We start from the raw sequence: 20,338 nt of genomic DNA, 5'->3' as shown, positions 1-20,338 counted from the left end.
AACAAATAAAGTTGAGCACCTTTGCTAAGGATTGCATCGGCCAAGGTATTGGCAAAAGGAGTCGTTATGTCTCAAAAAACAATAGATGTGCAAAGTTTCATCGATGAAATTCCGCTTTCAGCTTTGCAAAAATTAATCATGTGGCTGTGCTTTTTGATTGTTGCAATTGATGGTTTTGATACCGCAGCAGTGGGATTTATCGCGCCTGCATTAAAAGCCGAATGGGGACTACAACCCACCGATCTGGCACCGTTATTTGGTGCAGGCTTATTTGGTTTGATGGCAGGTGCACTGGTTTTTGGACCGTTATCCGATAAATTAGGCCGTAAACCGATTTTGATCGGCTCAGTGATCATGTTTGGTTGCGCCAGTCTATTTGCAGCCTTTTCTTCAGACCTACAAACCCTGATTATCTGGCGTTTTCTGACAGGTTTAGGTTTGGGTGGTGCTTTACCCAATGCGATTACCTTAACTTCAGAATATGCACCAACTTCCCGACGTTCAAATCTGGTCACCATGATGTTTTGTGGTTTTACCATTGGCTCTGCCTTGGGTGGGATTTTGTCGGCTCAATTGCTGCCACATATTGGTTGGCATGGCATTTTACTGATTGGTGGGATTGCTCCTTTATGCACAGTCCCTTTTTTATATTATTTACTGCCTGAATCGTTACGGTTTCTTGTGCTGAAACAAAAAAGTACCGAAAAAATTGAAAGCATTATCCGTCGTATCGCACCACAGATCAGCGAGATTCCACACTTAGTACCCACCGTAAATGAAGTTGCGAAATCGAGTTTAAAAAATTTGTTCGGCAAAGGTTTTGCCTTGGGAACATTTCTGATCTGGTTCACTTTTTTTATGAGCTTTCTGATTATTTATATGATCTCAAGCTGGATGCCAACCTTATTGACCAACGCCGGTTTTAACTTATCCAACGCCTCATGGCTCACCTCGATTTTCCAGATTGGCGGGACGATTGGTGCCATTGTCTTGGGCTTGCTGATGGACAAGCTGGATGCCACCAAAGTGTTAAGCACCGCTTATGCATTTGGTGGTCTATTTCTGATTTGTCTCGGTTTGGGAATCGAACAAGCCAACACGGTATTGCTGATGTTTGCCATGTTTGGTGTCGGTGCCGGAATCAGTGGGTCACAGGTCGGTGCCAATGCCTTTTCTTCCAGTTTTTATCCCACCCATTGTCGTGCAACAGGCGTGAGTTGGGCCAATGCGGTCGGACGTGCTGGTTCTGTGGTGGGTTCGATCATGGGGGGCTGGCTGATGTCATTGCATCTTTCTAACTTTGCTATTCTCAGTCTGCTCGCCATTCCCGCTTTTTGTGCCGCAGTTTCATTGTTGTTGATTAAACGTCTTAAAAAAGAACAGCCTAGCGTTGTGACAACTCTCGGCTGAGTTCAAGCCATTGCCAATAAAAATAGATCGCTGTGCCAGTGGATGGCACGGCAACTCAACACAGGATGATTGATTCTATGCACCACTTTAATGTGAAAATTGTAGCGCTGAGTATCTTGCTGCCAATGTCTGGGGCAAGTTCGGGCGTATGGGCAGCTGACCCCACCCAGCCCATTCAAGACGAATGGAAATTTAACCTGAAGAATGCCTATCTATACCGTGATTATGCCAATAGCAATGCAAAAAACTTTGGCAGTTGGTCTCAAGGGGTATCTTTGTTTTATACCTCAAACTTATACGATACCCCTTTCGTGATCGCAGACAAGCCAATTCGGATCGGGGCGGATGCTTCGGTACAATATGCAGTACGGTTAAGCGCAGATCGACACGTCAGTGATATGGTATTGCCTTTTGATCGGCAGACCCAGTCCCAAGCGGCTGATTATTCAAAGTATGGAGCAACCCTGAAACTAGGCTATGGCAAAACTTTATTGAGTGTTGGGGAGCTATGGCTGGACTTGCCTGTTACCAGCTCGGATGCCAGTCGTCAGTTAATTACCTCCTATTGGGGCAGCAGTTTAAAATCACAGATTTCGGATCAACTCTATGCTGAACTGGGTCGGGTGACAAAAGTGTCTCCACGTAATGAAGATAACTTTCATAAGTTCTCCTTCAGCTCGAATGGTAAAACGGCCTATTCCGATGGCCTGAATTATCTTGACCTACGTTATCAGCTGACCCCCTCGCTCAAAGCTGAATATTACTTTGGCAATTTAGAAGATTTATATAACAAACACTATCTCGGTCTGGAGCATACCTGGAAACAGCCCACTTTTTCACTGAACTCCAAGTTTAAATATTTCAATGCCAAAAATGATGGCGACAATTTTAAGATCGATGCCCAGAATATCGGGGTGTTGGAAATGCTGAAAGTAAACAATCAGAGTTTTGGTTTGGGTTATCAGCAAATTATGGGTGAATCAGCCTATCCTTTACCCGATGGATTTTTACCTGAGTTGTATTTTATCAACTGGAATGCCACAGGCTTTTTTAAGCAGAATGAAAAGTCCTATCATCTGATGTACGGCTATGATTTTAAGGACTACGTACCAGGGTTAAATGCTATGGTGAAATATGTCTATGGTTATGACTTTAAAACAGCCGATGGTGTGAAAAACCATGAAACTGAATCGAATGTCTTGGTCAATTATGCTTTTCAGCAGCCTTATTTAAAGGGCTTTGCCATTCAATATCTACGTGTTGATTACAAAGTCAAACATGGCAATGACTTTGGTGAAGATCGTCTGTTTGTGAATTATACGAAACGATTCTAATTGCATGCAAAGTCATAAAAAAGAGTGCCTGAGCACTCTTTTTTATTGCTTAATTTTGCTCAAGCGCTTTTTAAAGAATAAATAATTCATTGATTATCAAAATATTAAAATTTAAAGATATATCTTAACTTGCTATAAGACTATTTAAGATATATCTTAATTGTCGCAAATTAAGCAAATATAGAGAAAAATAACAGATGAAATATCAATCCGAGCATTCTCATGATGAAGCCGAAGCGGCTTTATTCCATCGGGAACATCCTCGTTCAGGCCGCCGTGGTCGCTTATTTGAATCAGGTCGCATGAAACTGTTGGTGTTGCATTTGATTCAGCAAAGCCCCAAACACGGTTATGAAATTATTAAAGAAATTAGCGATCTGGTCGGTGATGGTTATAGCCCAAGTGCAGGAACGATTTATCCAACGCTGACCACACTGGAAGAAATGAATTTGATTCGCCTGCTGGATGCCGAACGTAAGCAATACCAGATCACCGACTATGGCGACAGTTATTTAAAAGAGCAGCAAGACATGCTATTGGCACTTCTACAAAAGCTACGACTAAGACGTGAAATTCACAATAATGATCAGCTGATTGATATCCACCGCGCCATGGAGAACCTCAAGACGGCATTGCGCTTAAAACTGAATATCGCGGATTTGCAACAAGAGCAGATCCATCAAATTGCGGAAAAAATTGATCAGGCCGCCATCGCAATCGGACGTTTATAAGTTGGGGCGAGTTGTCAGAGCTACAACACAAAACAAGCGGGCACCGTTTGTACAGTCTTTGGCTGCGGTATTTCATCAATTTAAAGTCGATCTGATAGAGGTTGAAATCAAAGAGAGTGCTGAGCAGCACCTTGGAGCAGAAGTATGAAACAACATCAATATCATGTCACGGTGCAACATTTAAAAGATGCGAAAGGGCATGTCTCAACCTATAGTGAGCGTCTAGAGTTTTATACGGGCAATCATGACGATCTCTTCGAGATAGTCGAACGTTTGAAGAAAGCAGATTTTTTTGATGATCAAACCACCAAGTCATTTGCAGTGGGTTTAAAACTATTTAGTGAGGTGATGTTAGAAAATAAAGATCATCCATTATTCGCAACGTTCTTACCTCAATTTGGTCAATTTATGAAAAATTTAAAACAGCAGGTGAAACAAGATCTTCTGGAATAAGACGAATTTAAAACAAGAGGTATTGTCAATTTGACAACAGGTTGTTGCATAGATAGCACTCTGCGTATCAGCAATATATGGTGTCGACGAAGCTTTAAATTGTTAAAATAAACTAAAGAGTTTTTTTATTAAAATAGGCTGAAAATGCAGGAATTGAAAGCAAGCTCTTGGCGGATTGCGAAATTGCCCGCCAAGTATGCGATGTGGATATTACCATTGATTCTATCCTTTTTTATGAGTGGGACGCTGTCACTGGTTAATCTATGGATGAGGACAGGTTTTATTCCAGGTTTTCTGATCATATGGCTAGAGACATGGATGTTTTCCTGGCTGATCGCCTATCCTTTGGTGTTGATTTTATTGCCCGTAGTTCGGCGATTAACAGGTCTGATTGTGGATATGCAACCTAAGCCATAAACTGGATGAGGCGGCATTATCTAGAAGGGCAACGCTTCTTGAATTTTCATCAGGATTGTCCTATGAATAGCACTCTGTGTATTACGAAAAGACTATATTGCTGAATGTATGTATTGTTAAGATCAAGATATCAACTCATTGCATTAGCATAGGTAACAGAGAGCAATATCATGAGCAATAATAACGACTACGATATTTCTGATTCAAAAGACTGCGAAACATATATCAATCAATTTATTCAAGAATTTACTATTCGCTCGGCCGAAATTGGCAAGGGAACCGTGATTAAACGTGCTTTACCGAGTCGACAAAAGCGCTTGGTCGGGGCATGGTGTTTTCTCGATCATGCTGGGCCTGTGAGCTTTCCTGCAGGTGATGGTCTGGATGTGGGGCCGCATCCACATATTGGTTTGCAGACTTTTACATGGATGATTGAAGGCACCATGATGCATACCGATAGTCTGGGTTCAAAACAACTCATCCGTCCGATACAGGTCAATTTGATGACCGCCGGTCGTGGGATTTCACACACTGAAGTTGCACCTGATACTGAAACTAAAATGCACGCTGCTCAGCTATGGATTGCCTTGCCTGATGACAAACTGAATATACAGCCTAAGTTTGAACACTATCCAGAATTACCAATTGTAAATAAAGATCAGGTTGAATTTACCGTACTGGTTGGAGATTTCCTCGACACAACTTCACCTGTGCAGGTGCATACGCCTTTAGTGGGTGTAGATCTTACCGCACAAGCCGATACCAAGACCCGTATTCCATTAAACCCAGAGTTTGAATATGCGTTTATGGCACTTGAAGGTACCGCTCGCGTTAATGGTCATGAACTTACTGCCGATAACATGGTGGTACTGGAAACTGGGCTGACGGAAATTGAGGTAGAACTTACCCAAGGGCATCGTTTGTTGCTGATTGGCGGAGAACCGTTTCAATCGCCGATTTTGCTGTGGTGGAATTTCGTAGGCCGAACGATGGAAGAGTTAAAGCAAGCGCGTGAAGACTGGGTGAACCATGATGCACGTTTCGGCGAAATTCCAGATTATCAGGGCAAACGTTTGGAAGCCCCTGTGTTACCCGATCAAATGAGGGCATCAAAATGAGTATGATTGCAAGTGCAACCGTCCAGACTTTGCCAGAACCTTGGAAGGGTGAGGTACACAGTGGCAGGCATCAATTCCTTACCGATAAACCAGAACAGTTTGGAGGACATGATACAGGTCCTGCACCTTATGATTTCCTCACCGCAAGTTTGGCTTCATGTACCATGATCACCTTGCGTATGTATGCGCAGCATAAGGAAATCGATTTAGGTGAATTCAAGGTTGAGGTGGATTTTCATATCAATCGCGAGCAGCAGGAGCGTATAGAACGTCGAGTTGTGTTTAAGCAACCTGTTGCACAGGATTTGCAAGAAAAACTTCTTAATGTCTGTAGCAAAACACCAGTAACTAAAACTTTGTTACGTAGTTTAGACATTCACACCATGATTCTTTAAGACTAAAGTGCTATTGTGCTTGGGCAAAACAAAATTCTAAGCGTAACCGTGAGAGGGACTAACACCATGGTTACGCAGCTCAAAAGCAGGCACAAAAATGATTACCTTACATTACCTACAATGTTCACGTTCGTTCCGTATCTTGTGGGCATTAGAAGAACTTGGTGTGGATTGCCAAGTTGAGTATTATCAAAGGTTAGCCAATTTCTCAGCACCCAACAGCCTCAAACAGATCCATCCATTGGGTAAAGCACCTATTTTAGTGGATGGTGACGATGTGATTGTTGAATCTGCTGTCATTTTAGACTACTTGCAGCAACAGTATGATCTGCAACATCAATTTAAACCGCAACAAGCTGCTGATCAACGCCAATATTCCTATTGGATGCATTATGCAGAAGGCTCATTAATGCCTTTATTGGTCATGACTTTGGTGATGAACAATGTCAGTAAACATGTTCCTTGGGTGATTCGTCCCATCGCTGAAAAAATTAGTGATGGTGTCAAAGCAGGTTTTGTGCGTCCGCGCGTCAAAGAACATATTTTGTATCTTGAAGATTATCTGGCAAAACATGATTATTTTGCAGGCGACTTTTCTTTTGCAGATATTCAAATGGCCTTTCCGTTGATCGCCATACAAAATCGTTTACATGGTAAATATCCGCATATTCAAGCTTTTGTACAACGGGTTCAACAACGTCCAGCCTTTCAGCGTGCTGAACAAAAAACCTTACATTCGCAATGCGCATAGAATTTTGAGCATTAAAAAAGGGAACCATGGGTCACTGCTGTCCCACAAATATCACAAGAAGAACCTCAATTGAGGTTCTTCTTGTTTTCGCCATTTTTTATCAGGCACAAAGAGTGACCTTAAAAGTTTCCTTTCAAATAAATTGACCTGAATAATTCTCAGTAAACGCTGAACACTCCATCCTTCTTGTGCCATGTGTTTAGCGAAGTTCACCAGCAAATAGGCAATTAATGCAATCCATATTTGCGTTTGTATCGCATTGCGGCTTCGACCTAGAAATGACTTCAGTTTTAAATTCTGCTTGATGGCTTTAAAGAATAACTCAATCTTCCAGCGATCTTTATAAATTGCAGCAATGGTGGATGCTGCCAGATGAAAGTTGTTGCTCAGAAATTCGAATGTTCTTTTCTTATCTGTATCATAAAACTCTATACGTCTTAATAATTCAGGTGCGCCTCTTTTCTTGGCATGCGCACTGCTCAATTCAATACATTCATCCGCAATAATCCCTTTAGTCTCTAATACGCTGCGGCTTGATTTAACTTGATAAACTGTCTTTGGGCGTAGCCGGGTTACAAAGCTGACGTTCTGAAGTGTCAACTGAGCAAACCATTGATAATCAACATATCCTTTATCAAAGACGATAATGCTGCCAGCAGGAAATTTAAATGCTCTGCCTTGCACCATATCATTTTCAATACCATCCCCAAGCGCTACAAATTCAGGAATGGTATTGCTGTGATTTAAGCCAACACTGAGTTTAATACTGGCTTTGGATTCATGCACTTTTGCCCATGCGCACAATGACAGTGAAAGATCAATATGACTGGCATCTAGTGAATACAGCGGATTTTTGAATCTAAATTTATGTGCAGTTTTAGAGTTTTCACAGCGCTGAAGCAGCTGTGTGAACAATTGCTGATACAGGCTGGCGGGCTGTTCTTCGTTGAGTCTTGCTAAGGTGCTTCGCGCAATTCTCTTCGCGCCAAGATGATAGAGCTTTTCCTGCTGGGATTCGAGATTGGATTGAATGTCTCTTAAGCTTTGCCGACAAGAAAGTTGGGACATCAATATAGCAACAAACTGATCCCAGCGGGTGGCTGATCTTAATTTTTGCCCAGAGTGGTGTAGTTTAGCCAGACGTTCAAAATCTTGTCTTAGAATGGGTTTGAGTAATTGATGAAATACGGTATTCTGATGTGACAAAACCTGACTCCTTTATAGTTAAAGTGTTTGTTTGCACTCATATTTTAACTATTTAGACTCAGGTTTTTTTTATTTAAAGCAAACTATGGGACAGTAGTGACCATGGGTTCCCTTTTTTAATGGATTTTTGCCTTAGCGTTTAATCACAATAGAGTCAATACCGCTGTGTTGCAAGGTTTGTTGTGCGGCCAGTGCAGATTCCTGACTATCGTAAGGTCCAGAGAATACACGGTACCAAGTCTGACCATTTTCAACGCTTTTCACCACATCAGCAGATAAACCATTTAGAATAATTTCTGCACGACGCGCATCGGCACTGTCTGGGTCAGGATAGCTGCGAACCTGTAAAATGTAGGTCGCATGTGCGGGTGCTGTGGGTTGTTCAGTTGCACTAATTCCGCTATCAGGCTCTTGAGTTGTGGTGGTTTGTGGTTTTGGTGATTCAATAATGACTACATTTCCTTGAGTTTTGGTCTCAGGTACCGCTTGTTCAGGAATTGGGGTTACTTGCTGTTGAGGAAGCAAGTCATAAAAACGGTAGTCTTTATTGGTATTTTCTTCTTGATAATGTTCAGAGGTCACCTGATTTTTCGCAGGTACGGGCTGCCATGGTTGCCAAAGCATCAACATCACCGCAGCACATAGAATCGCGAGAATGGCGACAAGCATTCCTAACCACTTTGGAATGAGCGGTTTTTTAGGCTTGTTTGGTCGTTCAGATACACCACGTTGCGTTTTTCCAAACACCGGAAAATTCCTCTTGATCCTATTGGTTTATTTGTAACTTGAATCTGCTTAAAAACAAAGCATTATGTTTAAAAATAATGCTTTGTTTACCATATTGTTTAACAATGATGGCTTAAGTTTACATGGGTTTAAAGCGTTGCTTTACTCATTACCGTTCACCTTAGGCATAGCCCTCCGATGCAAAGAGGGCTTGCTTACATCGGTACCTCAGGCATCGCCTTCGGTCTTGCGACGATGTGCAAAGCGTTGCTTTGCTATTTTACAGCCCACCTCAAGCATAGCTTTCGGTCTTGCAGCCATGTGTGAAGCTTCGCTTCACTATTTACATGGTTACTTCGGGCACAGCCCTTCGTCTTGCGACCATGTGTGAAGCTTTCGCTTCACTTTTTTTACATGGTCTCAGGAGCGGAGACACCAAGCAATTCTAAGCCATTATGTAGAACTTGCTGTACGTTGATTGAAAGCAATAAACGTGCTTGAGTCAGAGCCACATCATCACCCAATACTTTATGCTCGTTGTACCATGCGTGGAACAAGGCCGCCAATTCTTTCAGATAGTTACCAATCTGGTGCGGTTCATAGGCATTGGCTGCACGAACCAAGATATCTGGATACGCAGCAAGCTTAGATAAAATTTCTGTTTCAGCGTCAAGTTCTAAACGGTTGGCTTGTTCACGCGCCGCAACAGCATCAAAACTGATCCCTGTAGTGGCTGCTTTTTCTAACATACGGCAAATACGGGCATGTGCATATTGAATGTAATACACTGCATTGTCTTTGCTTTGTGAGACGGCAAGATCGAGGTCAAAATCGATGTGTTGTTCAGACTTGCGCATCACATAGTAGAAACGCGCCGCGTCATTCCCCACTTCTTTACGAAGATCACGCAATGTCACGAACTGACCTGAACGAGATGACATTTGTACCATCTCGCCACCACGCCACAAACTTACGAACTGAACCAAAAGTACGGTCAGTTTTTTGGAGTCGTAACCCATGGCATCAATCGCTGCTTTCACACGTGCAATATACCCGTGGTGGTCTGAACCCCAGATATCAATCAGGTCAGTATAGCCACGTTGTAATTTATTCAAGTGATAAGCAATGTCAGAAGCAAAGTAAGTGGTTTGACCATTACGACGTTTCACTACACGGTCTTTTTCATCACCGAACTCGGTCGATTTAAACCAGATATTACCGTCCTTTTCATAGAGGTAACCACGTTGGTCTAATGTCTCAAGCGCTTCGTCAATCTTGTCGGTCAGGGAGTCTTCACTGAACCATTTGTCAAAGGTTACACCAAAGTCTGCCAAGTCATCTTTGATATCATCCAAGATGGCATGTAAAGCTGCTTGATGGAAAACACGGTAGTCCGCACCCAAGTGTTGTTGTGAGTTTGCGATCAAACCATCAATGTGCTTTTCTTTGTCGCCAGAAAGAATAACTTTATTGCCTTCTGCATCGAGTTGTTCAGCGTATTGAACATCTTCGGGTACATCTTTATAGATGTCAGCAACGGCACGAACGTGGGCATTGCCATCTTTATCAATAATTTCTTGTGCAATTTCTTTGACGTAGTCACCTTGGTAGGCATTTTTAGGAAAAACTAAAGTTTGACCAGTCAATTCTAAATAACGTAAATAAGTTGAAGTGGCCAAAATATCCATTTGACGGCCTGCATCATTGACATAGTATTCGCGGTCAACGGATGCACCTGTTGCTTCTAATAAGTTCGCAACAGTCATGCCATAGGCTGCACCACGACCATGTCCGACATGCAGACTAGAAGTTGGATTGGCAGAGACAAATTCGACTTGGATTTTTTTAGCTGCATTGGCTTGGCTGCGACCATAATCATTTTTTTGCGCTTGAATTTGGTCGAGCACTGCATAGCGCTGATCAGCATTTAAAAAGAAGTTGATAAAACCCGGACCTGCAATTTCTGACTTAGTAATGTCCGCCACTTCAGGGAGGGCCGCCAGGATTTTTTCAGCAAGATCGCGTGGTTTCATGCCCGCGGCTTTTGAACCGATCATGGCAATATTTGAAGCGAAGTCTCCGTGACTTCGGTCTTTGGTACGGGTTAAATGGCTCGTGTTGGTCCAATCTGAAGGAAGTACACCTTGCTGTTGCAGAGTTTGTACCGCATGATCAAGAGCTGCTTGTATTGCCGTATTCATAGTTACCGAAAATAAATGTCGCGGAAAAACGAACAATATAGCAAACTTTATCGGCTTAGGGGGAGTGGGATTGATCTGGAATTAACATATTCCTATAAAACTTTTTAAGTTCATGTTTTAAAGCTGGGTTTTAAAGATGCTATACCCTTGATAGATATAGCATCTTGGTGTTTTAGTCTTCTAAAAGTTGTGCTAATAATTCATCACTTGGCGCAAAATAATAAGCACCATCAATGGCAGTAGTGAAATGCAATAAGCGGTCATGGATACCATCACCTGTGGTGCCGAACATGCGTTTCAGCATTTCATCAATAATACTGAGGTTGTTGGTATAAGCGACGAAAAATAAACCTTGCTCACCTTTGCCATCTCCATAAGGCAAGCTGTGGCGCAAGATTTCCATTTCTTCCCCTTTATCATCTTCCACCACGGTACGTGCCACATGTGAGTTTTCTGGCTTGATCTCATCATCTAGTTCAATTGACTCTAGTTTGGTACGACCAAAGACATGCTCTTGCGCATCGACTTTGAGCATTTGCCATTTTGCCAGATCATGAACATAGCGTTGTGCAAAGATAAAACTGCCATTGGCAAAAGCTTCGGCTGTTTCTGGGAGTAGGGCGGCTTCAGCACGGTCATCTGGGAATTGCGGGTTTTCCGTCCCATCAATAAAGCCGGTCATGTCACGGCCATCAAAGAAACGGAAGCAAGCACGTTCATCCAAAACCTCAACTTTATCTTGAATACCCTGAAAGAAGGCTTGGCTGATGGCAAAGCAGATATCTGCACGGGCACTGGCAATATGAATAAACACATCGGCAGGAACTACAGGCATATTGAAGGCGCCTTGTTGCGGATCGAGTTGCTTAAAGCCTTCTGGAGTTTGAGAATAGAGTTTTGACCAGAGTTCAGGGCCAAATGCAACCGCAGTTTTGATCTGGTCATTGGGATGCTGTGTGATCAGGCGATCACGTGTTGAAAGTAGAACTTCAATTTGTTGTTTTAATTCGGCAACACTTAAATCTTTTAAACGTAAAACAATAAAGCGGGCATGGTCAGAAGGTAGTGGAAGAATGACAGATTGCGCAGTCATTAAAATCTCCTTAGTTGTTTTTTAAGGGACAAAAAGAATAATTGTGCCTGATGTGATGAAGGCTGAGTAGCTTATTTATGAAATTTTATTGTCCAAAATATCATCATGATAGCTTGATAAAACGGTATAATTTCCGTTTTTTTCAGACACGACTTCTATGTCTTTGCATATTTGGTTTGCTTTTATGTTGGCTTGCTGGGTGATTAGTATTTCTCCAGGGGCTGGTGCAATTGCCTCAATGTCGAGTGGTCTCAACTATGGCTTTCAGCATGGCTATTGGAATGCGATCGGTTTGCAAGTGGCCCTGATTCTACAAATTTTGATTGTCGCTGCGGGCGTTGGTGTCCTATTTGCCACGACTCCTTGGGCTTTTCAGGTGGTGAAATGGTTTGGTGTGATTTATTTGCTCTATCTAGCTTATATGCAGTGGACAGCACCTATCCAAAACATCGAGATTCAGCAGGAACAGAATGATAAATCTGCTTTGGCTTTGGTGTTTAAAGGCTTTGTGGTGAATATGAGCAACCCCAAAGCAATCGTATTTTTATTGGCTGTTCTACCGCAGTTTTTGGACTTAAATCGACCACAGTGGCTGCAATACCTGATCATGGCAATGACAATGGTGACGATTGATTTGATTGTCATGGCGGGCTATACCGGACTGGCATCGAAAGTGTTGAGACTGCTTCGCTCACCGACACAGCAAAAATATTTAAATCGTGGGTTTGCCGTGATGTTTAGTGGTGCAGCCTTATTATTGAGTGTAATTCAGCAATCGGCCTAAATCGTGTTAGGCAGATTGTGACTGGCTTTTAAATTTTTGTGCGATAAAAATGGCAGCAAAACACAGCGCCATACATAAAACGATGCTTAGCCCCGTTGCAATATTTAAAGCAGCGCTTGACCATAAGCCAACGGTAACGCCAAACTGTGCTAACACAAATGCCCAGATCACCATTTGTTTAGGAGAGTGTGCCAGTAAACGGGCACTGAGGGCTGGGATGACCAGCAGCGCGCCCATCAAGAGTGAACCCACCGCACGTAACGCCAGTACCGTAAACAATGCCAATAACAACATAAAGACCAGACGTTGCCAGTTGGCATTTACCCCTTCACTCATCGCAATATCAGGATCAATTGCAATCTGAATCTGAGCTGACCATGAACGATAGAGCACGATCAGTGCAGCACTGATCACCACTGCAAACATGGGTAAATCAGACCACTCGATACTGAGTAAATCACCAAATAGATAGCTCAATAATTCCGGGCGTAGGCTTGGCACTTGCTGAATTAACAGTAGGCCAGAGCAGAGTAGGGTGGCCGAGCTTAAAGCGAGCAGTGCATCATTGGGTAAGCGTGAATCATGCAGCACCCATAGCAGGGCAACCAGCAATAGGGCGAGGCAGGCTACACCGAGCCAGAACGGTAAATTCAGAATACCTGCAACTGCCACACCGAGCAGGGTACCATGTGCCATGGTGTCGGCAAAAAAAGACATTCTGCGCCACAGCATCAGGCAACCGAGTGGAGCGGTCAGGAAAACCAGCAATGACCCCATGATCCAAGCAGGTAACAGGAGTTGTAACCATTCCATCATGGCTTAGACCTTTGGTTCTGGGTGGATATGAGGACGCGGATCGTGGGAACACGGTTCAGCATGATCACTATGGCCACAGTGGTTGTGATGGTGCTGGTAGAACATCCTTTGGGTACCAAAAATGGCTTGGTATTCTGGATGCTGTTGAATGCTTTCAGGTAGACCGCTGCAACAGATGTGTTTGTTCAGGCAGACCACACGGTGCGTCCCTTGCATCACCCATTGCAAATCATGCGACACCATCAGCACAGCACAGCCATAACGTTCAGGTAAGCTACGTACATATTCATACAGTTCAGCTTCGGACTGAATGTCCAGCCCCTGCATCGGTTCATCCAAGACGAGAATATCAGGCTGACGCAGTAAGGCGCGAGCCAGTAACACCCGTTGCCGTTCACCCCCTGACAGCTGCTGTACTTTGGATGCCTGTAATTTTTGGATGCCTGTGTCGCGAATAATCTCTGCACGTAAATCTGCTGTGCAGATTTCCAGATCCAGTAAATCTTGTACTCGTAAAGGCAAGCTGGCAGATGGATTAAACTTTTGCGGCACGTAGGCCAGTTTTAATTTTTTAGCACAGTGGATCTTGCCTTTATTGGGGGACATGATGCCAAGCAGTACTTTGATTAATGTAGATTTACCCGCGCCATTGGGACCAATCAGCGTCACAATCTCTTTTGCCTGCAAAGCAAAATCTACATTTCTCAAAATATCCCGTTCGTCTCGCCGAACTGAGATATTCTCCAGTTGAATAAGTGGAGTGCTTATTGGCGTGTGCTGCACTGATGACATTTTCCAGAAATTTCAATAATGCTGTGCTGCGCTAAGAATTGGTCTGAGGCGGCGAGTTGATCAAGCTGCTGGATCAGCCCTTGTGCAGATGCTTCTTTGACGGAATGACATTCTGTACAGATGAGAAACGCGGCTTGATGTCCTTCACGCGGGTGACAACAAGGAATATAGGCATTAATTGAAGTCAGCCTGTGAATCAACCCTTTTTCTAATAAAAAGTCTAAGCTACGATACACTGTTGGTGGTGCAGCAGGGCGGTCTGCCTGACCTTTGATTTTCGCCAATAAATCATAGGCGCCCATTGGGCCAGAGGCATTTAAAATGAGTTCAAGCACTTCTTTACGTAAAGGTGTCAGGCGAGCGCCAGTTGCAGTACATAACAGTTCTGCCTCAGTAAGTCGCGCTTTAATGTCATGATGACCATGAACACCATGTAAGGCATTGTCATGTTCATGTGAACAAGAACTCATAGATTGACCTCATTGTTTTTGTAAAATCTATCGATGTTTCAGTGGGTCATAAAGGTTTATGACATTTCAATAGATTTACTATCATAACATGCAATTTAATATAACGAGCTATATATAAGTTAAGCTCGTGGTCGATCGGGCTATGAATCTTAAAATAGACATAGGCATTTTTTAACTTTTGTTATATTATAACATGCTTTATTTCGTGAGTAATGTTGAAATGTCCCGCCTAATTGTTTTTGTCTTGTTTTCGATGTTAAGCACATGGGGCTGGACACAAAGCTTGGTGGTTTCAACACATCCAATTTATTTGATTGCCAAACAAGTCACAGATGGAGTAGAACAACCTGTTCTGCTCCTGAAAGACCAGAGTGGTCATGATGTACAACTTACCCCTGCTCATCGTAAAGCGATTCAAGATGCGTCATTGGTCATCTGGTTGGGTAAATCCCATGAAGCGCCACTGGAAAAAATGTTGAGCTCGAACCGTAAAGCGATTGCTTTATTGGACTCAGGTATTTTAACCACTTTGCCACTACGTAATTTGCGTGGTGCGTCTATGCCAAATACTATAGATAGTCATGTGTGGTTGGATCCGAATAATGCAGTTCGCATCGCATTTTTTATCGCGACCTTACGTTCGCAGCAATATCCCGAAAATCGGGCCAAATATATGGCCAATGCCAAAGAATTTTCACAGCAAATGTTGCAGGCTTCTCAACAATATGAAAGTTCAACCAAAACCAAGAACTATTGGTCTTATCATGATGCCTATCAATACTTGGAGCGGGCCTTAAACTTGAAATTTGCAGGCGCATTAACGGATGATCCGCACATTGCTCCGACTGCAGCCCAAATCAAGTATTTAAGAGATAATCGCCCACAAAATAAAATGTGCTTATTGGCTGAAACGACAGCGAGTGCCAGTCAGTACCAAAAAATGAACCCAGTAGTTTTCCAACCGGTCGATGAAAGCATGCGTGGCGAAGACAATTTTGTAACAGCGTGGCAAAAATTGGCTTCAAAAACCGATAAATGCGTAATAAGTGCACAAAATTGATCAAAAAAATAAAAATCAATTGACTCTATCGTCAGAAAATATGGTAACGAAAAAACCCGACTTAAGTCGAGAAAAGATTGCATGTTCAGGGGTGTAACTCTATAATGCCTGCGATTCGAAACGATCATGATTAAAACTTGTCAAGCAGTTCTGCTGTAAGTGGGTAAAAAATGAGCCAAACTAGTCGCATGATTGACCGACGATTAGCAAAAGCTTTGGTCTTCTTACAAGCGTGTATGATTGCTGTTGCAGCGTTGCTTGCATGGGCAATAAAAGATACAACTGCTGCTTTGAGTGCTGCGCTTGGGGCTTTGGTATGTTGGTTGGCACACTGTTATTTTGCTTGGCAGTCGTTTAGAACGGCAGGCGCAAGAGCATCAAAACAAGTCATGCTGAATATGTACCGAGGAATGCTCGGTAAGTTTGCGATTGTGATCGTGGGTTTTATATTAATTTTGAGCAATGTTAAACCGCTGTCACCGGTTGCATTGTTTTGTGGATTTATTCTCGTACAAGCGATGTCGTGGGTCGCGCCATTTTGGGTGGCACGTCTACAAAAACGAGGGTAAGGCACATTTTGAGATTTTTGGAAGTAGAAGCGGAATTATGGCCATCCGCATGATTCGTTTCTCTTCTTTTTAATGATTGACATTGACCAGGTGTGATTTATGGCTGCTGAAGAACATGCCCTGACTTCGACCGAGTATATCAAGCATCACTTGACCAATATGACCTATGGCAAAATGCCTGACGGTACATGGAAATTGGCTGAGACTGCTGAAGAAGCTCATTCGATGGGGTTCACTGCAATTCACTTGGATTCAATGGGTTGGTCTATCGGACTTGGTGTTATTTTCTGTTTGTTGTTCTGGACAGTTGCGAAAGCTGCGAATGCAGGTGTTCCAACTAAATTTCAGTCAGCGATTGAAATGATTATCGAGTTTGTTGACTCAAGTGTTCGTGATACTTTCCACGGCAAATCACGCTTAATTGCACCCTTGGCATTAACCATTTTCGTGTGGATTTTCCTCATGAACGCAATGGACTTAATCCCAGTTGACTGGATCCCGTATACAGCTCAATTGATTGGTGCAAACGTATTTGGCATGGACCCTCACCACGTTTACTTCAAGATCGTTCCATCTACTGACCCGAACATTACCCTTGGTATGTCGTTGTCTGTATTTGTTTTAATCTTGTTCTATAGTATTCGTGAGAAAGGGATCGGCGGTTTCGTCGGTGAATTGGCACTTAACCCATTCAACCCAAGTAACAAATTTGCAAAAGCGTTATTGATTCCAGTGAACTTAATTTTGGAATTAGTAACTTTCCTTGCTCGTCCAGTTTCGTTGGCTCTACGACTGTTCGGTAACATGTATGCGGGTGAGTTGATCTTCATCTTGATCGCATTATTGCCGTTCTGGATCCAGTGGGCGTTATCTGTGCCTTGGGCTATCTTCCACATTCTCGTAATCACGCTGCAAGCATTTATCTTTATGATGCTGACCATCGTTTACTTGAGCATGGCAAGCGAAAAGCATTAATGGTATTGCCTGATTGTCACCTGACAGTTGGGCTTAAATTTTAGTTTAATTTGGTAATAACCTAACCTCTGAGGAATTTTTCATGGAACTCACTTTAGGTCTAGTTGCAATTGCATCTGCTATCTTGATCGCTTTCGGTGCTTTAGGTACTGCGATTGGTTTCGGTCTTTTAGGCGGTCGCTTCTTAGAAGCTGTTGCTCGTCAACCAGAATTGGCTCCACAACTTCAAACTCGTATGTTCTTAATTGCGGGTCTTCTTGATGCTGTGCCTATGATCGGTGTTGGTATTGGCTTGTTCTTCATCTTCGCTAATCCATTTGTAGGTTAATAGCTTAATTCCTAAATCCACATATTGAGGAATAGCGAAATGAATATCAACCTCACATTGATTGGCCAGGCAATTGCATTTGCGATCTTTGTCGCATTCTGCATGAAGTTTGTTTGGCCACCACTAATCAATGCGATTAGTGAGCGTCAGCGTAAAATCGCTGATGGCTTAAATGCTGCTGAAAAAGCAAAAGCTGACCTTGCTGATGCGCAAGCACAAGTTAAGGCAGAATTAGACGCAGCAAAAGCACAAGCGGCTCAATTGATCGAACAAGCGAACCGTCGTGCAGCACAATTGATCGAAGAAGCGCGTACCCAAGCATCTGCTGAAGGTGAGCGTATTCGTCAACAGGCGAAAGAAACTGTTGATCAAGACATCAATTCTGCTCGCGAAGAATTACGTCAACAAGTTGCTGCTTTGGCAGTTGCTGGCGCAGAAAAAATTCTGAACCAACAAGTTGACGCAGAAGCTCATAATGCCATGCTGAATCAGCTGGCTGCTAAACTTTAAGCGAGGCGAATATGGCTGAACTCTTGACGTTAGCACGCCCGTACGCCAAAGCAGCATTTGCTTATGCATCTGAGCAGAATGCAACTGACGCTTGGTCAAATGCGTTACAACTGCTCGGTGCTGCGGTGCAAGACGAAGCATTTTCCGCTTATTTAAATCGCCCTGAGCTGACTCCTGCGGAACAAGTAGGTCTTTTTGCGAAGGTTTTAGGTGAAGATCAGTCTCAATCAGTGTCAAATTTCTTGACCTTGCTTGCAGACAACGATCGTTTGGTTTTATTGCCTGAAATCGCAGCAGAATACGAATTACTTAAATCGCAGAACAACAACACATTGGAAGTAGAGATTGAATCTGCTTTTCCAATGGATGCGACACAAGAGCATATTTTAGCTCACGCGCTTGAAAAACGTTTTAACAGAACAGTTCATGTCACTGTTAACGTTAATCCAGCGTTAATCGCAGGTGTTGTGATTCGTGCAGGCGACCAAGTGATAGATGACTCTGCGCTTAACAAGCTTGAAAAAATGCGGACTCGTCTTCTTGCCTAATAGCAAAAAGACTGAACTTAAAAAAGATTGAGGAATAGCGCAATGCAACAACTGAATCCATCCGAGATCAGTGCGCTCATTAAACAGCGTATCGGCGATCTGGACACCAGCGCGACCGCGAAGAATGAAGGTACCATCGTCATGGTATCTGACGGTATCGTGCGTATTCACGGTCTTGCAGATGCAATGTACGGTGAAATGATCGAATTCGACGGCGGCTTATTTGGTATGGCACTGAACCTAGAACAGGATTCAGTGGGTGCCGTTGTTTTAGGTAACTACCTAAGCCTGCAAGAAGGTCAAAAAGCTCGTTGCACAGGTCGTGTATTAGAAGTTCCGGTTGGTCCTGAACTTCTTGGCCGTGTCGTAGACGCTTTGGGTAACCCAATTGATGGTAAAGGCCCGATTGATGCAAAACTAACGGATGCTGTTGAAAAAGTAGCACCAGGTGTAATTTGGCGTCAGTCTGTCGACGAACCTGTTCAAACTGGTTATAAATCAGTTGATACCATGATCCCTGTAGGTCGTGGTCAGCGTGAGTTGATTATTGGTGACCGTCAAACTGGTAAAACAGCAATGGCGATCGATGCGATCATCGCTCAGAAAAACTCTGGCATTAAATGTGTATACGTTGCGATTGGTCAAAAACAATCAACAATTGCAAACGTAGTACGCAAGCTAGAAGAAACTGGCGCTATGGCGTATACAACTGTTGTCGCAGCTGCGGCCGCTGATCCTGCAGCAATGCAGTATTTAGCTCCGTATTCTGGCTGTACAATGGGTGAATACTTCCGTGATCGTGGTGAAGATGCGTTAATCATTTATGATGATTTGTCTAAGCAAGCTGTTGCTTACCGTCAAATTTCATTATTGTTACGTCGTCCACCAGGTCGTGAAGCGTATCCAGGTGACGTATTCTATCTTCACTCGCGTCTTCTTGAACGTGCTTCGCGCGTTTCAGCTGATTATGTTGAGAAATTCACGAACGGTGCTGTAACAGGTCAAACTGGTTCTTTAACTGCATTACCGATCATTGAAACTCAAGCTGGTGACGTATCTGCATTCGTACCAACCAACGTAATCTCGATTACTGACGGTCAGATCTTCTTAGAAACATCATTATTCAACGCAGGTATTCGTCCTGCTGTGAACGCGGGTATCTCGGTATCACGTGTTGGTGGTTCAGCTCAAACTAAGATCATCAAAAAATTGTCTGGTGGTATCCGTACTGCTCTAGCACAATACCGTGAATTGGCTGCGTTTGCTCAGTTTGCTTCTGACCTTGATGAAGCAACACGTAAGCAACTTGAGCATGGTCAACGTGTAACTGAGTTAATGAAGCAAAAACAATATGCTCCATACTCAATTGCTGACCAAGCTGTTTCTGTATATGCATCGAACGAAGGCTATATGGCTGACGTAGAAGTGAAGAAAATCGTAGACTTTGATGCTGCGTTAATCTCTTACTTCCGCTCTGAATATGCTGCGTTAATGCAACAGATCGATGAAACTGGTGATTACAACAAAGACATCGAAGCAGCAATCAAATCAGGTATTGAGAGCTTCAAAGCGACTCAAACTTACTAAGTTTATCTTTAGTTAAGTTTGGTTCACGGATCAACCTTCGGAAGCTCGAAAGAGCTTTCGAATA

At 43.1% G+C, this 20,338-nt stretch carries 23 protein-coding genes; 16 read left to right on the top strand and 7 right to left on the bottom strand.

What is annotated here, in order from left to right; genetic code table 11:
* Positions 1–66 precede the first annotated feature (66 nt).
* The 8 genes from F907_RS00600 to F907_RS00635 all read left to right on the top strand — a co-directional run bounded on the left by F907_RS00600 (position 67) and on the right by F907_RS00635 (position 6,609).
* Positions 67–1,410, top strand: coding sequence for an MFS transporter (locus F907_RS00600; RefSeq protein ID WP_005240455.1), 1,344 nt, complete (start codon positions 67–69; stop codon positions 1,408–1,410).
* Between the two features lie 68 nt (positions 1,411–1,478).
* A complete protein-coding gene (locus F907_RS00605; protein ID WP_370538959.1) occupies positions 1,479–2,744 on the top strand; it encodes an OprD family outer membrane porin in 1,266 nt (421 codons plus the stop codon).
* 197 nt (positions 2,745–2,941) lie between these two features.
* Entirely contained in the window at positions 2,942–3,475 is a 534-nt protein-coding gene (locus F907_RS00610) for a PadR family transcriptional regulator (protein WP_005240451.1), read from the top strand.
* A gap of 144 nt (positions 3,476–3,619) precedes the next feature.
* Entirely contained in the window at positions 3,620–3,928 is a 309-nt protein-coding gene (locus F907_RS00615; protein ID WP_005240449.1) for a DUF3861 domain-containing protein, read from the top strand.
* 144 nt (positions 3,929–4,072) lie between these two features.
* Positions 4,073–4,345: a DUF2798 domain-containing protein gene (locus F907_RS00620; RefSeq protein ID WP_005240447.1), complete on the top strand. Its 273-nt coding sequence runs from the start codon at positions 4,073–4,075 to the stop codon at positions 4,343–4,345.
* A 170-nt stretch (positions 4,346–4,515) separates the two neighbouring features.
* Positions 4,516–5,463, top strand: coding sequence for a pirin family protein (locus tag F907_RS00625; protein WP_016653301.1), 948 nt, complete (start codon positions 4,516–4,518; stop codon positions 5,461–5,463).
* On the top strand, positions 5,460–5,858 hold the full coding sequence (locus F907_RS00630; RefSeq protein ID WP_005240443.1) for an OsmC family protein: 399 nt from the start codon (positions 5,460–5,462) through the stop codon (positions 5,856–5,858). The genes F907_RS00625 and F907_RS00630 overlap by 4 nt, the downstream gene beginning before the upstream one ends.
* Before the next feature lie 97 nt (positions 5,859–5,955).
* On the top strand, positions 5,956–6,609 hold the full coding sequence (locus F907_RS00635; protein WP_005240441.1) for a glutathione S-transferase family protein: 654 nt from the start codon (positions 5,956–5,958) through the stop codon (positions 6,607–6,609).
* 51 nt (positions 6,610–6,660) lie between these two features.
* On the opposite strand, the gene F907_RS00640 is transcribed toward F907_RS00635, so the two are convergent.
* From F907_RS00640 to F907_RS00655, 4 genes are all read right to left on the bottom strand, one after another.
* A complete protein-coding gene (locus F907_RS00640) occupies positions 6,661–7,815 on the bottom strand; it encodes an IS4 family transposase (protein WP_005003123.1) in 1,155 nt (384 codons plus the stop codon).
* 132 nt (positions 7,816–7,947) lie between these two features.
* The gene (locus F907_RS00645; protein ID WP_005240439.1) at positions 7,948–8,562 is read right to left on the bottom strand and encodes an SPOR domain-containing protein; all 615 of its coding nucleotides are present in this window, start codon (positions 8,560–8,562) and stop codon (positions 7,948–7,950) included.
* A 389-nt stretch (positions 8,563–8,951) separates the two neighbouring features.
* Positions 8,952–10,742 (bottom strand): arginine--tRNA ligase, encoded by a 1,791-nt coding sequence (argS, locus tag F907_RS00650; RefSeq protein ID WP_005240437.1) that lies wholly within the window; start codon positions 10,740–10,742, stop codon positions 8,952–8,954.
* A 172-nt stretch (positions 10,743–10,914) separates the two neighbouring features.
* Positions 10,915–11,835 (bottom strand): Dyp-type peroxidase, encoded by a 921-nt coding sequence (locus tag F907_RS00655; protein ID WP_005240435.1) that lies wholly within the window; start codon positions 11,833–11,835, stop codon positions 10,915–10,917.
* A 157-nt stretch (positions 11,836–11,992) separates the two neighbouring features.
* On the opposite strand from F907_RS00655, the gene F907_RS00660 reads away from it, so the two are divergent.
* Complete coding sequence (locus tag F907_RS00660; protein WP_005240433.1) at positions 11,993–12,619, top strand: LysE family transporter; 627 nt, start codon at positions 11,993–11,995, stop codon at positions 12,617–12,619.
* A gap of 6 nt (positions 12,620–12,625) precedes the next feature.
* On the opposite strand, the gene znuB is transcribed toward F907_RS00660, so the two are convergent.
* From znuB to F907_RS00675, 3 genes are read right to left on the bottom strand one after another with little or no spacing between them, the layout of a single operon-like run.
* Entirely contained in the window at positions 12,626–13,435 is an 810-nt protein-coding gene (gene znuB, locus F907_RS00665) for a zinc ABC transporter permease subunit ZnuB (RefSeq protein ID WP_005240432.1), read from the bottom strand.
* Positions 13,436–13,438: 3 nt separating this feature from the next.
* Positions 13,439–14,227: a zinc ABC transporter ATP-binding protein ZnuC gene (znuC, locus tag F907_RS00670; RefSeq protein WP_005240430.1), complete on the bottom strand. Its 789-nt coding sequence runs from the start codon at positions 14,225–14,227 to the stop codon at positions 13,439–13,441.
* Complete coding sequence (locus F907_RS00675; RefSeq protein WP_016653300.1) at positions 14,200–14,697, bottom strand: transcriptional repressor; 498 nt, start codon at positions 14,695–14,697, stop codon at positions 14,200–14,202. Before F907_RS00675 ends, znuC begins: the two co-directional genes overlap by 28 nt.
* 220 nt (positions 14,698–14,917) lie before the next feature.
* On the opposite strand from F907_RS00675, the gene F907_RS00680 reads away from it, so the two are divergent.
* The 7 genes from F907_RS00680 (at position 14,918) to atpA (ending at position 20,274) form a co-directional block, all read left to right on the top strand.
* Complete coding sequence (locus F907_RS00680; RefSeq protein ID WP_005240428.1) at positions 14,918–15,757, top strand: metal ABC transporter substrate-binding protein; 840 nt, start codon at positions 14,918–14,920, stop codon at positions 15,755–15,757.
* Between the two features lie 170 nt (positions 15,758–15,927).
* On the top strand, positions 15,928–16,326 hold the full coding sequence (locus F907_RS00685; protein WP_005240426.1) for an ATP synthase subunit I: 399 nt from the start codon (positions 15,928–15,930) through the stop codon (positions 16,324–16,326).
* A gap of 99 nt (positions 16,327–16,425) precedes the next feature.
* Positions 16,426–17,301, top strand: coding sequence for a F0F1 ATP synthase subunit A (gene atpB, locus F907_RS00690; RefSeq protein ID WP_005240424.1), 876 nt, complete (start codon positions 16,426–16,428; stop codon positions 17,299–17,301).
* Positions 17,302–17,383: 82 nt separating this feature from the next.
* Positions 17,384–17,629, top strand: coding sequence for a F0F1 ATP synthase subunit C (atpE, locus tag F907_RS00695; protein ID WP_000424060.1), 246 nt, complete (start codon positions 17,384–17,386; stop codon positions 17,627–17,629).
* Positions 17,630–17,668: 39 nt separating this feature from the next.
* The gene (locus tag F907_RS00700; RefSeq protein WP_004656525.1) at positions 17,669–18,139 is read left to right on the top strand and encodes a F0F1 ATP synthase subunit B; all 471 of its coding nucleotides are present in this window, start codon (positions 17,669–17,671) and stop codon (positions 18,137–18,139) included.
* 11 nt (positions 18,140–18,150) lie between these two features.
* Positions 18,151–18,687, top strand: coding sequence for a F0F1 ATP synthase subunit delta (locus F907_RS00705; RefSeq protein ID WP_005240421.1), 537 nt, complete (start codon positions 18,151–18,153; stop codon positions 18,685–18,687).
* 42 nt (positions 18,688–18,729) lie between these two features.
* Complete coding sequence (atpA, locus tag F907_RS00710; protein WP_004773229.1) at positions 18,730–20,274, top strand: F0F1 ATP synthase subunit alpha; 1,545 nt, start codon at positions 18,730–18,732, stop codon at positions 20,272–20,274.
* The last annotated feature ends 64 nt before the right edge of the window (positions 20,275–20,338 follow it).

Origin of the sequence: Acinetobacter colistiniresistens (genome assembly GCF_000413935.1) — a bacterium.
GTDB classification, from domain to species: Bacteria; Pseudomonadota; Gammaproteobacteria; order Pseudomonadales; family Moraxellaceae; genus Acinetobacter; species Acinetobacter colistiniresistens.
The sequence above is the reverse complement of the archived record's forward strand: the minus strand, read 5'-3'. Positions and strand labels throughout refer to the sequence as shown.